Genomic DNA, 14,103 nt, shown 5'->3' with positions numbered 1-14,103 from the left:
CCCGTACGGAGCCTGTGGACAACCCCTCGCCGGACTCAGTCCCTGTGGACGGTGCCGTCCGGGTCGAGGCCCCTGAAGGACAGCAGCACGATCAGGACGCCGCCGCACACGATGGCCGAGTCGGCGAGGTTGAACACCGCGAAGTGCTTCGGCGCGATGAAGTCCACGACTGCGCCCTCGAAGACCCCCGGCGAGCGGAAGATCCGGTCGGTGAGGTTGCCGAGCGCACCACCGAGCAGCAGGCCGAGCGCGATCGCCCAGGGCAGGCTGTAGAGCTTGCGGGCGAGCCGGGCGATCACCACGATCACCGCCGCCGCGATCATCGTGAAGATCACGGTGAAGGCCTCACCGAAGCCGAACGCCGCCCCCGCGTTGCGGATCGCCTCGAACCTCAGCCAGTCCCCGATGATCTCGATCGGCTCCTGGTGCTCCAGTTTCGCGACCACGATCATCTTGCTGATGAGGTCGAGGGCGTACGCGAACGCGGCGACCGAGAAGAGCACGGCGATCCGGCGCTTGCCGCGCGACGGCTCCGCCCCCTGCCCGGCCTCCGCCGCCGGCTCGTCCGCGGGGGACGACTCGCCCGACGCCGCCCTCCCGACCTGCTCCTCGGACGGCTCCGGCTCGGTTCCCGCCGCCTCCGGGGTGTCCGGCGTACCGATGATGCGCTCCGCCTCTGCCACGTGAGTCCCTCAACCTAGGTACCTGACTGAGGACGAGGGTACGGCACGCCCCCTCGCGGCAGGGTGATCAGTACCGGCGCTCCTGCTTCTGCTTGCACTCGACGCACAGCGTGGCCCGGGGGAAGGCCTGCATACGGGCCTTGCCGATGGGGTTGCCGCAGTTCTCGCACAGGCCGTACGTACCGGCGTCCAGCCGCTCCAGGGCGTGTTCCGTCTGGATCAGCATCTCGCGCGCGTTGGCGGCCAGCGCCAGTTCGTGCTCGCGCGTGATGTTCTTCGTCCCGGTGTCCGCCTGGTCGTCGCCGGCCCCGTCCCCCGAGTCCCGCATCAGTCCCGCCAGGGCCGCCTCGGACGAGGCGAGCTCGGCGCGCAGCCGCTCCATCTCGGACTGCAGTTCGGCGCGGGCCTCCTCGACCTCTTCCGGAGTCCACGGCTCCTCCCCGGGGCGCACCGCCAGCTCGCCCGGCTCCGCCGCGGCGAGCCGTGCCTTGGGAACGGCGGTGTTCGCCGCCATGGCCGTGCCAGGAGTCTTCTTCGCAACCACCGTCGTGGCTCCCGTCTGCTCCGCGGCCGAGGCCGCGCCCACCGTCTTGGCCGTGCTCTTCCTGGCGGTGCCCTTCTTCGCGGGGGCCTTCCCACCCGCCGCCTTCCCGGACGCACCGCCCTTGCCGCCGGCCCCCTCCGAACCGGCGACGACCGTTCCGTCCGCCCCTTTCCGCAGGGCGTCCGTCCTGTCTGCCGCCTCCACCGGCGGCACGGCCGTCTTCCCGGCCGCTCCCTGCGCGCCGGCGACCACCTGGTCGCCGGCGTCCTCCGCCACGACGGCCTTCTTCGACGCCGTGGCCTTCCGCACCGCCGTCTCCTTCGTGGCGGCCGTCTTCCCGGCGGCGGCCTTCTTCCCGACCACCTTCCCGGCCGGCCCGACCGCCTGCCGCGCCGATACGGCCGCCTCCCCGGCCGCCACCGCCTCCTCGACCACCACCGCCTCCTCGGCCACCGCCTTCTTGGCGGGTGCCTTCTTGGCGGACGCCTTCTTCCTGGCGGGCACCTTCTCGGCGGTCGCCGTCTTCGCGGAAGTCTTCCTCGCGGGCGCCTTCGTCCCGGTCGCCTCGCCCACCGCAGCCGTCTTCCGCACAGCCGTCTTGTCGGCCGTCGTCCTGGTCGCAGTCGTCTTCTTCGCCGTCGCCTTCTTCACAGCCGTCTTCGTCGCAGCCGTTTTCGTCGCTGTCGTCTTCTTCGCCGTCGCCTTCTTGGCAGCCGTCCTCGTCGCCGTGGTCTTCTTCGCCGTCGCCTTCTTGGCGGCCGACTTCTTGGCCGCCGCCTTCTTCGCCGTCGTCTTCCTCGCAGCCGCCTCCTCGGCGCCGGTCTCCTCGGCGACCGCCTTCCTCCCCGCCGCCTCCTCGGCAACCGTCGTCTTGGCGGCGACCGCGTCCCTGGCAGCCGCCTTCCTCCCCACCGTGCCCTCGGCGACGACCTTCTTCCCCGCCGAAGCCCCACCAACCCCCGATCGCCCTGCCGGCGTCCCCGTCGCCACAGCCGCCGCCCTTCCGCCGACCGCCTTCTTCGCCCCCTCGGCGGCAGCGGCGCCCACCGTCTTCACGGCCTTCACCGCGCGCGCGGCCCGTGCCCGCGTGCTCTTCTTCCCCCCGTTGTCCTTGGCCGCACCGCCGGAGGCACCCGTGGCTCTGCCGGACGCCGACTGCTGTACGGCGGTCTTCTTCGCCACCATGACCGCGGCCCCTTCACATATTGTGATCTTGCACGCAAAGCGTGCTGGGACGATAAATCGACTTGAGTCCCGCGGCAACGGGGCACACCGCCCGAATCGCCCGCCTCGCGCACGCCGCGCGGCAAGCCTGCATCCGTTGTGCCCAGCTCCCCGCCGGGTAATCCGCCGGGCCGGCCGTCCCCGGGATCCGAACACGCGTACCTCGCCATACGGGTCATCCCGGCCCCGCCCGCACCCCGCCCGCGTGGTCCCGGAAAACCGGTCGGCCGCTGTCGTCGGGGCGCCGTACACTGGGCGGAGCGAAAAGCGTGGATGGGGACGAGTAGCGGCGTACGCAGCCCAGAGCGACCCGGGGACGGTGGGAGCCCGGGGGCGAGCGCGATGTGAAGATCACCCCGGAGCCGCCGGAAGAAAGCCCCGCACGGGCGAGTAGAACCGGCATCGCGACCCCAATGAGGGGGCTCACCGGCGCGTACGGCGCACCGGGGGGCCAAGGAGGGTGGTACCGCGGGAGCGCGCCGCACACGGCGTAGACAGGCACGAAGGCTCTCGTCCCTCCGACGGAAGGCAGCACGTCCGCCGGAGGAAGATCGATGACGCAGTACCGCCAGGTGCCCGCCCAGGTCGACCTGCCCGCCCTCGAGCACGCGGTGCTCGACTTCTGGCGCGAGCAGAAGATCTTTGCCAAGAGCCTGGAGCAGTCCGAGGGCCGCCCCGAGTGGGTGTTCTACGAGGGCCCGCCCACCGCCAACGGCATGCCGGGCGCCCACCACATCGAGGCGCGCGTCTTCAAGGACGTCTTCCCCCGCTTCCGCACCATGCGGGGCTACCACGTGGCCCGCAAGGCCGGCTGGGACTGTCACGGCCTCCCGGTGGAGCTGGCGGTCGAGAAGGAGCTGGGCTTCTCCGGCAAGCAGGACATCGAGGCGTACGGCATCGCCGAGTTCAACGCCAAGTGCCGCGAGTCCGTGCTGCGCCACACCGACGCCTTCTCCGACCTGACGACCCGCATGGGCTACTGGGTCGACCTCGACGACGCCTACGTCACGATGGACCCCGAGTACATCGAGTCGGTCTGGTGGTCGCTCAAGGAGATCTTCGGCAAGGGCCTGCTGGTCCAGGACCACCGCGTCGCCCCCTGGTGCCCGCGCTGCGGCACCGGCCTGTCCGACCACGAGCTGGCGCAGGGCTACGAGACGGTCGTGGACCCGTCCGTGTACGTCCGTTTCCCGCTCACCTCCGGTCCGCTCGCCGGCCAGGCCGCGCTCCTGGTGTGGACGACGACCCCCTGGACCCTGGTCTCGAACACGGCCGTGGCCGCCCACCCGGAGGTCACCTACGTCGTCGCCACGAACGGCGAGGAGAAGCTCGTCGTCGCCGAAGCGCTCGTCGCCAAGGCGCTCGGGGAGGGCTGGGAGACGACCGGCCAGACCTTCACCGGCGCCGAGATGGAGCGCTGGACGTACCAACGCCCCTTCGAGCTGGTGGAGTTCCCGAGCGTCGAGGGAACCGACGGGCACGGCACGGCGGAGGCCCACTTCGTGGTCAACGCGGACTACGTGACCACCGAGGACGGCACGGGTCTGGTCCACCAGTCCCCCGCCTTCGGTGAGGACGACCTCAGGGTCTGCCGCTCCTACGGCCTGCCCGTGGTCAACCCGGTCCGCCCGGACGGCACCTTCGAGGAGTCCGTCCCGATGGTCGGCGGGATCTTCTTCAAGAAGGCGGACGAGAAGCTCACCGAGGACCTCCAGCAGCGCGGCCTCCTCTTCAAGCACATCCCGTACGAGCACAGCTACCCGCACTGCTGGCGCTGCCACACCGCGCTCCTCTACTACGCGCAGCCGTCCTGGTACATCCGCACCACGGCGGTCAAGGACCGCCTCCTCCAGGAGAACGAGAAGACCAACTGGTTCCCGGACACGGTCAAGCACGGCCGGTACGGCGACTGGCTAAACAACAACATCGACTGGGCGCTCTCCCGCAACCGCTACTGGGGCACGCCGCTGCCGATCTGGCGCTGCGAGGACGACCACCTCACCTGCGTCGGCTCCCGCGCGGAGCTGACCGAGCTGACCGGCACCGACCAGTCGGAGCTGGACCCGCACCGGCCGTACATCGACGCGGTCACCTTCGACTGCCCGCACGAGGGCTGCGGCAAGACGGCCACGCGCGTTCCGGAGGTCATCGACGCCTGGTACGACTCTGGATCGATGCCGTTCGCGCAGTGGGGCTACCCGTACAAGAACAAGGAGCTGTTCGAGTCCCGCTACCCGGCGCAGTTCATCTCCGAGGCCATCGACCAAACCCGCGGCTGGTTCTACACGCTGATGGCGATCGGCACGCTCGTCTTCGACAAGTCGTCCTACGAGAACGTGGTCTGCCTCGGCCACATCCTCGCCGAGGACGGCCGCAAGATGTCCAAGCACCTGGGCAACATCCTGCAGCCGATCCCGCTCATGGACCAGCACGGCGCGGACGCCGTCCGCTGGTTCATGGCGGCCGGCGGCTCCCCGTGGGCGGCCCGCCGCGTCGGCCACGGCACCATCCAGGAGGTCGTCCGCAAGACGCTCCTCACGTACTGGAACACGGTCGCCTTCCAGGCCCTGTACGCCCGCACGTCCGGTTGGGCACCGTCCGAGGCCGACCCGGCCCCGGCCGACCGCCCGCTCCTGGACCGCTGGCTGCTGTCCGAACTCCACGCGCTCACCGACCAGGTGACCCAGTCCATGGAGGCGTACGACACCCAGCGCGCCGGCAAGCTGCTCTCGGCGTTCGTCGACGACCTGTCCAACTGGTACGTGCGCCGCTCCCGTCGCCGCTTCTGGCAGGGCGACAAGGCCGCGCTGCGCACCCTGCACGAGGTCGTGGAGACGGTCACCAAGCTGATGGCCCCGCTGACCCCGTTCATCACCGAGCGGGTCTGGCAGGACCTGGTGGTGCCGGTCACGCCCGGAGCCCCGGAGTCCGTGCACCTTGCGTCCTGGCCGGAGGCGGACCTGGCCGCCATCGACCCGGAGCTGTCCAAGCAGATGGTCCTGGTCCGCCGCCTGGTCGAGCTGGGCCGCGCCACGCGCGCGGAGTCGGGCGTGAAGACCCGCCAGCCGCTGCGCCGCGCGCTCATCGCGGCCACGGGCTTCGACGCGCTCTCCGCCGAGCTGCACACGCAGATCACGGAGGAGCTGAACGTCGAGTCGCTCGCGTCCCTCTCCGAGGTCGGCGGGAGCCTGGTCGACACCACCGCGAAGGCCAACTTCCGCGCTCTGGGCAAGCGGTTCGGCAAGCGGGTCCAGGACGTGGCCAAGGCCGTCGCGAACGCCGACGCGGCCGCGCTCGCCCTCGCCCTGCGCGAGGGCACGGCGTCCGTGGAGGTCGACGGCGAGACCATCACCCTCGCCCCGGACGAGGTGATCATCACGGAGACCCCGCGCGAGGGCTGGTCGGTGGCGTCCGACTCCGGCGCGACGGTCGCCCTCGACCTGGAGATCACGGAGGAGCTGCGCCGCGCCGGCCTGGCCCGTGACGCGATCCGCCTGATCCAGGAGGCCCGCAAGAACAGCGGCCTCGACGTGGCCGACCGCATCGCGCTCCGCTGGACCGCGACCGACCCGGCGACCGTCGCGGCCCTGACCGCGCACTCCGGTCTGATCGCCGACGAGGTCCTCGCCACGGACTTCGCCCAGGGCGAGGCGGACGACACCTACGGCACCCCGTTCACGGACGAGGGCCTGACGCTGACGTTCCGCCTGCGCAAGGCGTAAGGCCGACGACGCTCAAGAGGGCCCGGTCTCCCCACGCGGGGAGACCGGGCCCTCCTCGTAGTGCCCTCCAACCGTTCAGCCGCGGGCCGTCGACAGCCGGTCGCGCAGTCCCCCGCGCCCCTCGCGAATCGCCCTCGCCCCGGCCGTGAGCGCTGGCACGCGCCGTCCACGCACGACGGCATCCCGCCCAGCCGCCTCCCGCCCGTCCCGACCGCGGACCGTCGTCGGCCGGTCGCGCAGTTCCCCGCGCCCCTGGCGGATTGCCCTCGCCCCGGCCCTGAGCGCTGGCACGCGCCGTCCACGCACGACGGCATCCCGCCCAGCCGCCTCCCGCCCGTCCCGACCGCGGACCGTCGTCGGCCGGTCGCAGTCCCCCGCGCCCCTGGCGAATCGCCCTCGCCCCGGCCGTGAGCGCAGGCACGCGCCATCCACGCACGACGGCATCCCACCCAGCCGCCTCCCGCCCCTCCCGACCGCGGGCCGTCGTCGGCCGGTCGCGCGGTTCCCCGCGCCTCTTCAGGCCGGCGCACGCGCCTCGGCCCTCGACGGGCGCCCCGGTGGTCGTCCGCAACACGCGTAAAAAGGGCGGGACCCCGGATCGGAATCCGGGGCCCGCCCTTTGAACGCTGCCGACGCCTAAGGCGTACTACTGGCCGTCAGTTGTCGTCCTCGTCGATGAGGAAGCCACGCATCGGCGAGGGAGCCTGTCCCATCGGGGACGGGCCCTGCGGCCGGACCGGCGCCATCGGCTGGGTCATCGCCGGGGACATCTGCTGCTGGCCGCCGTAGGACGGAGCAGCCGGGCTCGGCGCGCCCATGCCCTGGTTGCCGCCGTAGGACGGGGCGCTCGCGCCGGCCGGAGCCATGGAGGGCGCCGGGGACGGCGGGAGGGACGCCGTGGCCGGGGTGCGCGGCGGGGCGAGGGAGTCGTCGGCCTGGGTCTCCAGCTGACGCAGCTGCGACTCCAGGTACGACTTCAGGCGCGTACGGTACTCGCGCTCGAAGCCGCGCAGATCCTCGACCTTGCGCTCCAGCGTGGCGCGGGCGGACTCCAGGGAGCCCATCGCGACGCGGTGCTTCTCCTGCGCGTCCCGCTCCAGGGCGTCGGCCTTGGCACGGGCGTCACGCTCGAGACCCTCGGCGCGCGAACGGGCCTCGCCGACGATCTTGTTGGCTTCGGAGCGGGCCTCGGCGATCGCCTGGTCGGCGGTCTGCTGGGCCAGCGAGAGGACACGGGCGGCGCTGTCGCCACCGGGGCCCTGACCGGGGCCGCCCATCGGACCGCCCATGGGGCCGCCCATCGGACCGCCCATCTGCTGCTGCATGGGGGGCTGACCACCCATCGGACCCTGCCCCATGGGGCCCTGACCCATCGGACCGGGACCCTGGGGGCCCTGTCCGCCGGGACCTGCAGGCAGCTGCGGGGCACCGCTCGGCAGCTGGGGCGGACCACCCATGGGGCCACCCATCTGCTGCTGCGGCGGGCCCGATATCCCGGCGGGCACCGGTGCACCGGGGCCTCGCATACCCTGCTGGGGCATGCCCTGCTGCTGCGGCGGCATACCCTGCTGCTGGTCCTGGGGCTCCGGAGGCTTGCGCATGTTCTGCTGGTTCTGGGCAGCAGCGCGCGTGGCCGCGGCCAGCTTGGCGCGCAGGTCCTCGTTCTCGCGGAGCAGTCGGGTCAGTTCGGCTTCGACCTCGTCGAGGAAGGCATCGACCTCGTCCTCGTCATAGCCTTCTCGGAGGCGGACGGTCGTGAACTGCTTGTTCCGCACGTCCTCGGGGGTCAACGGCATCTCTTCACCTCAACGTAGTCGTCGGCATTCGGCAAGACGGTAGTTCACATCGCTCACAGCCGGCTCACGATCGAGATCAGGATGTAGACGATGATCATCAGTACGAAGAAGGACAGGTCGAGCGCCACGCCCCCGAGACGCAGCGGCGGGATGACCCGCCGCAGAAGCTTGAGCGGTGGATCGGTGACAGTGTAGGTGGCCTCCAGAACGACCACCATCGCCTTGCCGGGTTGCCATGAGCGGGCGAACTGGAAGACGTAGTCCATGACCAACCGGAAGATGAGCACGATGAGGAAGACCATCAGCGCGATGTAGACGACATCCAGGACCACGCTCATGTTCGGTGCTTCCCTCTCCCCTGCTTGATGCTCTCTGGTGCTGCTGTTTCCGGTGGTGCGTCTCAGCTCTGGTTGAAGAACCCGCCCTCTGCGATGCGGGCCTTGTCCTCCGCCGTGACATCGACGTTAGCAGGAGACAGCAGGAACACCTTCTGCGTCACCCGCTCGATGCTGCCGTGAAGACCAAACACCAAACCTGCCGCAAAGTCGACAAGTCGCTTCGCGTCTGTGTCGTCCATCTCAGTCAGATTCATGATCACCGGGGTGCCCTCACGGAAGTGTTCCCCGATGGTACGGGCCTCGTTGTAGGTCCGGGGGTGCAGCGTGGTGATCCGGTACGGCTCTCGTTCCGACACGACCTTGGGCATGATCACCGGTGCGTTCTTCTCCAGGGACTGACGTTCTTGTGTGATGGATGCCACGGGCGCGATACGCGCGGGGCGTCCGGATTCCGCGGCGAGCGAAGTGGATCGGGCGACCGGTTCGCGGGGCGCCGGCGGCTGCACGATACGCACTTCTTCGTCCCTTTGGGACTGATGTGCACCGTGCGACTGGTGCGACGGTTCGTGCCGTCGGTGGTCACGCTCGGGCTCCGGGTCGAGCTCGGGTTCGAAGTCGTCATCGGGGTCGAAGCCCCGGCCGTCGTACCCATCGTCCTCCACGAGGCCGAGGTAGACCGCCATCTTGCGCATCGCGCCGGCCATGCTCTGAGTCCTCCGCTCTGTGGTGGATCAGCTGACGACTGCCAAGTCCCGCGATCCACGTGGTCCTTACGCCCGCCTTTCGACGGCAATGACCATATTTTCTGCTGTGGTCCGACTTCCTGGCGACGTTACCCGAGCCTGGGGCGGACTCCGAGTACCGCGGTGCCGACGCGCACATGTGTCGCCCCTGCCGCAACGGCTTCCTCGAGGTCCGCACTCATCCCTGCCGAGACCATGTTCGCAGTCGGATGGCCTCGGCGCAGGTCAGTCGACAAATCCATCAGCCGCTCGAACGCCGCCCGTTGGCGTCCCGCGTACTCACCGGTCAGGGGTGCGACGGTCATCAGTCCGTCAAGCCGAAGCCCCGGCGACTCCGCGACGAGGTCCGCCAACTCCCCGATTCCGCCGGGCGCCACGCCACCCCGCTCGCCCCGCGCGCTCTCGCCCGCGTCGAGCGCGACCTGGATGAGGCAGCCGACCTCGCGCCCGGCCCGTACGGCCTCCCTCGACAGGGCCGTCACCAGCTTCGAACGGTCGACGGACTGCACGACATCCGCGTAACCGACCACGGAACGCACCTTGTTGGTCTGCAACTGACCCACGAAGTGCCATGAAAGGGGCAGATCCGAGCACGCCGCGGCCTTCGGCGCCGCGTCCTGGTCACGGTTCTCGGCGACGTGGCGCACGCCCAGTTCCGACAGGAGCCGCACATCGCCCGCCGGGTAGGTCTTGGTGACCACGATGAGGGTCACTTCCTCCCGCTTGCGTCCGGCGGCCACGCACGCGGCGGTGATGCGCTCCTCCACCTTCGCCAGGTTTGCGGCGAGTTCGCCCTTACGGTCCGTCATGTGCCCTCAGTCCAGCCAGACATAGCCCGCGAGTCGCCCCGTGGCGCGGTCGCGGCGGTACGAGAAGTGGTCCTGCGACTCCCGCGTGCACACCGGCGACTGCTCCCGGTCGTGCACCCCGAGCCGCTCGAGCTGCGCGTGCACCCCGGCGGTCACGTCGACCGCCGGTGTTCCCCAGCTCGTCTCGGCGTAGGCGGCCGGCTCGACGGCGGCCACCTCGGCGCGCATCGCCTCCGGCACCTCGTAGCACCGGCCGCAGACGGCGGGCCCGGTGCGGGCGACGATCCGCGACGGCTCGGCGCCGAGTTCCACCATGGCCCGTACGGCGGCGGGGACGACCCCCGCGACCATGCCGGGCCGGCCGGCGTGGGCCGCGGCGGCGACCCCGGCGACCGGGTCGGCGAGGAGGACGGGTGTGCAGTCGGCGGTCAGGACGGCGAGCGCGAGCCCGCGGCGGGCCGTGACGACCGCGTCGACGTCGGGCGCGGGCCGCTCGCCCCACGGCCCGTCCACCGCGGCCACGTCCTTGCCGTGCACCTGGTTCATCCAGACGACCAGTGCGGGGTCCAGGCCGAGCGACTTGGCGGCCAGTTCCCGGTTGGTCCGGACCGCCTCGGCGTCGTCGCCGACCGCTCCGCCGAGGTTGAGCTCCTCATACGGAGCGGCGCTCACCCCGCCCCACCGGTCGGTGAAGGCGAAGTGCGCGCCGCTCACGTGTCCGTGCTGTCCTATCACTTCAGGAAGTCCGGCACGTCCAGTTCCTCGGCCGCGCTGTCCGAGTAGGTCCGCGACGGCGGGACCGGCGGCGGGGCGACCGGGAGCTCGGCCACCGGCTCGGGCGCCGGCTCCGGCTCCTCCTTCGGCGTGACGCTGCCGAGCGAGCCGAAGGACGGGCGGCTCTCGGGCTGCCGCACCGGAGCGGGCTCCTCGCGGCGGGCCGAGGACGAGGTCGAGCCGAGGACGTTGTCCCGGCGGGCCGGCGGCTGGCCGCCGTCGAAGCCGGCGGCGATCACGGTGACGCGGACCTCGTCGCCGAGGGCGTCGTCGATGACCGCGCCGAAGATGATGTTGGCCTCGGGGTGGGCGGCCTCGGAGACCAGCTGGGCGGCCTCGTTGATCTCGAAGAGGCCGAGGTCGGAGCCGCCGGAGATGGAGAGCAGCACGCCCCGGGCGCCGTCGATGGACGCCTCCAGGAGCGGCGAGGAGATCGCCATCTCGGCGGCGGCCACCGCGCGGTCGTCGCCGCGGGCCGAGCCGATGCCCATGAGGGCCGAGCCGGCCTCGGACATGACCGACTTGACGTCGGCGAAGTCGAGGTTGATGAGGCCGGGGGTGGTGATGAGGTCCGTGATGCCCTGGACACCGGAGAGCAGGACCTGGTCCGCCGACTTGAAGGCGTCCAGGACGGAGACCTGGCGGTCCGAGATGGACAGCAGCCGGTCGTTGGGGATGACGATGAGGGTGTCGACCTCTTCGCGGAGTTCGGCGATGCCGTCCTCGGCCTGGTTCGCGCGGCGCCGCCCCTCGAAGGTGAACGGGCGCGTGACCACGCCGATGGTGAGGGCGCCCAGGGAGCGTGCGATGTTGGCCACGACGGGCGCGCCGCCGGTGCCGGTGCCGCCGCCTTCACCGGCCGTCACGAAGACCATGTCGGCCCCCTTGAGGACCTCCTCGATCTCCTCGCGGTGGTCCTCGGCGGCCTTGCGGCCGACGGCCGGGTTGGCTCCGGCGCCGAGTCCGCGGGTGAGTTCGCGGCCGACGTCGAGCTTGACGTCGGCGTCGCTCATCAACAGCGCCTGCGCGTCGGTGTTGATGGCGATGAACTCGACGCCCTTGAGACCGACCTCGATCATCCGGTTGATGGCATTGACACCACCGCCGCCGACACCGATGACTTTGATGACTGCGAGGTAGTTCTGCGGTGCTGCCACGTCGAAGGCCTCTCGCCTCGAGTTACGTGTCGCCGTTTCGCGGTGATCCGCGCTGCGGCGACTGATGCCGAATGGGACGGTCCGTTTCGCCGACCCGAACCCTAACCCTGAAGTTTAGGGTTACCAGTGTGTCTGTTCCTTGGAGTCTTCTGAACAGGACACTAAGTCGACAAGTGGCGCCCGTTCAACGAACACGCCGAACCTCCCGTTTTTCTTTTCACCCTATGTGATCAGCCGTGTCGCTGCCCAACCAGGGTGCTGGCCTGCGCGGATGTGCGTCAACTCCCCGATGACGCAGGGGCCGTGGGCACGCTGACGTCGAAGTGCCGTGCATCCGGGGAGGCTTTCATGAGGGCGGTGATGGTACGAGCCTTCTCGGCACCCCTCTCAGCGCTCCCCCACACGACCGCGCGGCCGCCGCTCAACTCCAGCGAGATGTCGTCATAAGAACGGACCTTGAGGGTCCGGGTGTCGCGTGCGACGGCGGCCGGGAGGTCGCCGGCGACCTTCACCGCCTCGCGCACGAGCCGGTCCTCGCCGAAGCGGCGCAGGCTCGCGGAGGCCGAACTCGAGGAGGACGTCGCCAATTCGAGGAGAGGCACGCCTTGAGGAGCTACGGAAACCGTGGCGAAACGGACGCCTTCGTCGTCCACTTCCACGAAGTTCCGCCCCTTTTGAACCAGCAGAACCGGAATGCGTTCGGTCACGTTCAGGTCGATTCCATGGGGCCAGGAACGGACCACGTCCACCGTGTCGACGCGCGGCAGTTCGGCGCGCAGACGCGCCTCGATCGCGGCGGTGTCGACCGAGACGATCGGCGCCCCGACGGGGACGTCGGCGGCCTCGCGCACCTGCTGCGGCGTCAGGACCCGCGTGCCGGAGACGGAGACCCGGTCCACGCGCAGCCACTGCGAGCCGTACAGCACCCAGACGACGCCCGCCCCGAGGAGGACGACGGCCAGCGTGAGGGTGATGATCATACGAAGCCGGCGCGGGCCCAGCCTCCGGACGAGGGGCGGGCCGGACGACTCCTGCTGGCGTGCACCGCGTTCGGCGGTGGTGGGTCCGGCCACGCGCGCTCCTTTCCGTGGCTCGGTTCACCTCCGGGGCGCCTCGGCCGGTGTCGAGAGCCCGACCGTGCTCAGCCCTTCGGGCCTCCGCGCGCTCTCCCTCTCGACGCCGACGCGCCCCTTCGGCTCACTCGCCGGTGCGTTCCTAGTGCTGGCGCGAGGCGATCGCCTCGTACACCATGCGGACGAGCAGGTCGTCCGCGTCCCGGCGGCCGAACTCGCCGGCGGCGCGGGACATCTCGTACAGCCGGTGCGGGTCGGCGAGCACGGGCAGGACGTTCTCCCGGACCCACTCCGGGGTCAGTTCCGCGTCGTCGACCAGGAGGCCGCCGCCGGCCTTCACCACCGGCTGGGCGTTCAGCCGCTGTTCGCCGTTGCCGATGGGCAGCGGGACGTAGGCGGCCGGGAGTCCGACGGCGGAGAGTTCGGCGACGGTCATCGCGCCCGCGCGGCAGAGCATCATGTCGGCCGCGGCGTACGCGAGGTCCATCCGGTCCACGTAACTTACCGGGATGTACGGGGGCATTCCCGGCATCTGCTGCACGTGCGGCAGTTCGTTCTTCGGGCCGACCGCGTGCAGGATCTGGATGCCGGCCTGCTGGAGCCAGGGAGCGACCTGCTGGACGACCTCGTTGAGGCGGCGGGCGCCCTGCGAGCCGCCGGAGACGAGCAGCGTCGGCAGGTTCGGGTCGAGGCCGAACAGGGCGCGGGCCTCGGGCCGCGCGGCGGCACGGTCCAGGGTGGCGATCGAGCGGCGCAGCGGGATGCCGATGTAGCGCGCGTTGCGCAGCTTGCTGTCCGGGGTGGAGACGGCGACCTGGGCGGCGTACCGGGAGCCGATCTTGTTGGCCAGTCCCGGGCGGGCGTTGGCCTCGTGGATGACGATCGGCACGCCCAGACGCTTGGCGGCGAGGTAGCCGGGCAGGGCCACGTAGCCGCCGAAGCCGACCACGGCGTCGGCCTTGGTGCGCTCCAGGATCTGCTCGGTCGCCTTGATCGTGCCGCGCAGCCGGCCCGGGACGGTGATCAGCTCGGGGGTGGGCTTGCGCGGCAGCGGAACCGCCGGGATCAGCGCCAGCTCGTAGCCCCGCTGGGGAACGAGCGTGGTCTCCAGGCCGCGCTCGGTGCCCAGGGCCGTGATCCCCACGGTGGGGTCCTGCCTGCGCAGGGCGTCCGCGAGGGCGAGCGCGGGCTCGATGTGGCCGGCGGTCCCCCCACCAGCGAGTACGACATGCACCGAAAT

The 14,103-nt window shown here is 70.9% G+C and carries 11 protein-coding genes; 1 reads left to right on the top strand and 10 read right to left on the bottom strand.

Features of this window, described 5'->3' with window-relative positions:
* Window positions 1–35: 35 nt before the first annotated feature.
* Both lspA and ACIHAR_RS06255 read right to left on the bottom strand, forming a co-directional pair.
* On the bottom strand, window positions 36–683 hold the full coding sequence (lspA, locus tag ACIHAR_RS06260; RefSeq protein WP_365470875.1) for a signal peptidase II: 648 nt from the start codon (window positions 681–683) through the stop codon (window positions 36–38).
* A gap of 67 nt (window positions 684–750) precedes the next feature.
* Window positions 751–2,412, bottom strand: coding sequence for a TraR/DksA family transcriptional regulator (locus ACIHAR_RS06255; protein ID WP_400017300.1), 1,662 nt, complete (start codon window positions 2,410–2,412; stop codon window positions 751–753).
* A gap of 593 nt (window positions 2,413–3,005) precedes the next feature.
* Between ACIHAR_RS06255 and ileS the strand changes: the two genes are divergently transcribed.
* The gene (gene ileS, locus ACIHAR_RS06250; RefSeq protein WP_400017297.1) at window positions 3,006–6,173 is read left to right on the top strand and encodes an isoleucine--tRNA ligase; all 3,168 of its coding nucleotides are present in this window, start codon (window positions 3,006–3,008) and stop codon (window positions 6,171–6,173) included.
* 656 nt (window positions 6,174–6,829) lie between these two features.
* Here the strand turns inward: ileS and ACIHAR_RS06245 are convergent.
* The 8 genes from ACIHAR_RS06245 to murG all read right to left on the bottom strand — a co-directional run bounded on the left by ACIHAR_RS06245 (window position 6,830) and on the right by murG (window position 14,097).
* The gene (locus ACIHAR_RS06245) at window positions 6,830–7,969 is read right to left on the bottom strand and encodes a DivIVA domain-containing protein (RefSeq protein WP_365470883.1); all 1,140 of its coding nucleotides are present in this window, start codon (window positions 7,967–7,969) and stop codon (window positions 6,830–6,832) included.
* Between the two features lie 53 nt (window positions 7,970–8,022).
* Window positions 8,023–8,307 carry a YggT family protein gene (locus ACIHAR_RS06240; RefSeq protein WP_020129925.1) on the bottom strand — a complete coding sequence of 95 codons (285 nt, stop codon included), beginning with the start codon at window positions 8,305–8,307 and terminating at the stop codon, window positions 8,023–8,025.
* A gap of 62 nt (window positions 8,308–8,369) precedes the next feature.
* Window positions 8,370–9,011, bottom strand: a complete 642-nt coding sequence (locus ACIHAR_RS06235; RefSeq protein WP_030642042.1) for a cell division protein SepF — start codon at window positions 9,009–9,011, stop codon at window positions 8,370–8,372.
* Between the two features lie 128 nt (window positions 9,012–9,139).
* Window positions 9,140–9,859, bottom strand: a complete 720-nt coding sequence (locus ACIHAR_RS06230; RefSeq protein ID WP_400017294.1) for a YggS family pyridoxal phosphate-dependent enzyme — start codon at window positions 9,857–9,859, stop codon at window positions 9,140–9,142.
* A 6-nt stretch (window positions 9,860–9,865) separates the two neighbouring features.
* On the bottom strand, window positions 9,866–10,594 hold the full coding sequence (gene pgeF, locus ACIHAR_RS06225) for a peptidoglycan editing factor PgeF (protein WP_365470889.1): 729 nt from the start codon (window positions 10,592–10,594) through the stop codon (window positions 9,866–9,868).
* The gene (gene ftsZ, locus ACIHAR_RS06220) at window positions 10,591–11,790 is read right to left on the bottom strand and encodes a cell division protein FtsZ (RefSeq protein ID WP_365470891.1); all 1,200 of its coding nucleotides are present in this window, start codon (window positions 11,788–11,790) and stop codon (window positions 10,591–10,593) included. Before ftsZ ends, pgeF begins: the two co-directional genes overlap by 4 nt.
* Before the next feature lie 278 nt (window positions 11,791–12,068).
* On the bottom strand, window positions 12,069–12,863 hold the full coding sequence (locus ACIHAR_RS06215; RefSeq protein WP_400017292.1) for a cell division protein FtsQ/DivIB: 795 nt from the start codon (window positions 12,861–12,863) through the stop codon (window positions 12,069–12,071).
* A 142-nt stretch (window positions 12,864–13,005) separates the two neighbouring features.
* The gene (murG, locus tag ACIHAR_RS06210) at window positions 13,006–14,097 is read right to left on the bottom strand and encodes an undecaprenyldiphospho-muramoylpentapeptide beta-N-acetylglucosaminyltransferase (RefSeq protein WP_388758601.1); all 1,092 of its coding nucleotides are present in this window, start codon (window positions 14,095–14,097) and stop codon (window positions 13,006–13,008) included.
* Window positions 14,098–14,103 lie beyond the last annotated feature (6 nt).

The sequence above is a fragment of the Streptomyces sp. NPDC052016 genome (genome assembly GCF_044548445.1).
Taxonomy (GTDB): Bacteria; Actinomycetota; Actinomycetes; order Streptomycetales; family Streptomycetaceae; genus Streptomyces.
This window is presented reverse-complemented; position numbering and strand designations above follow the sequence as displayed.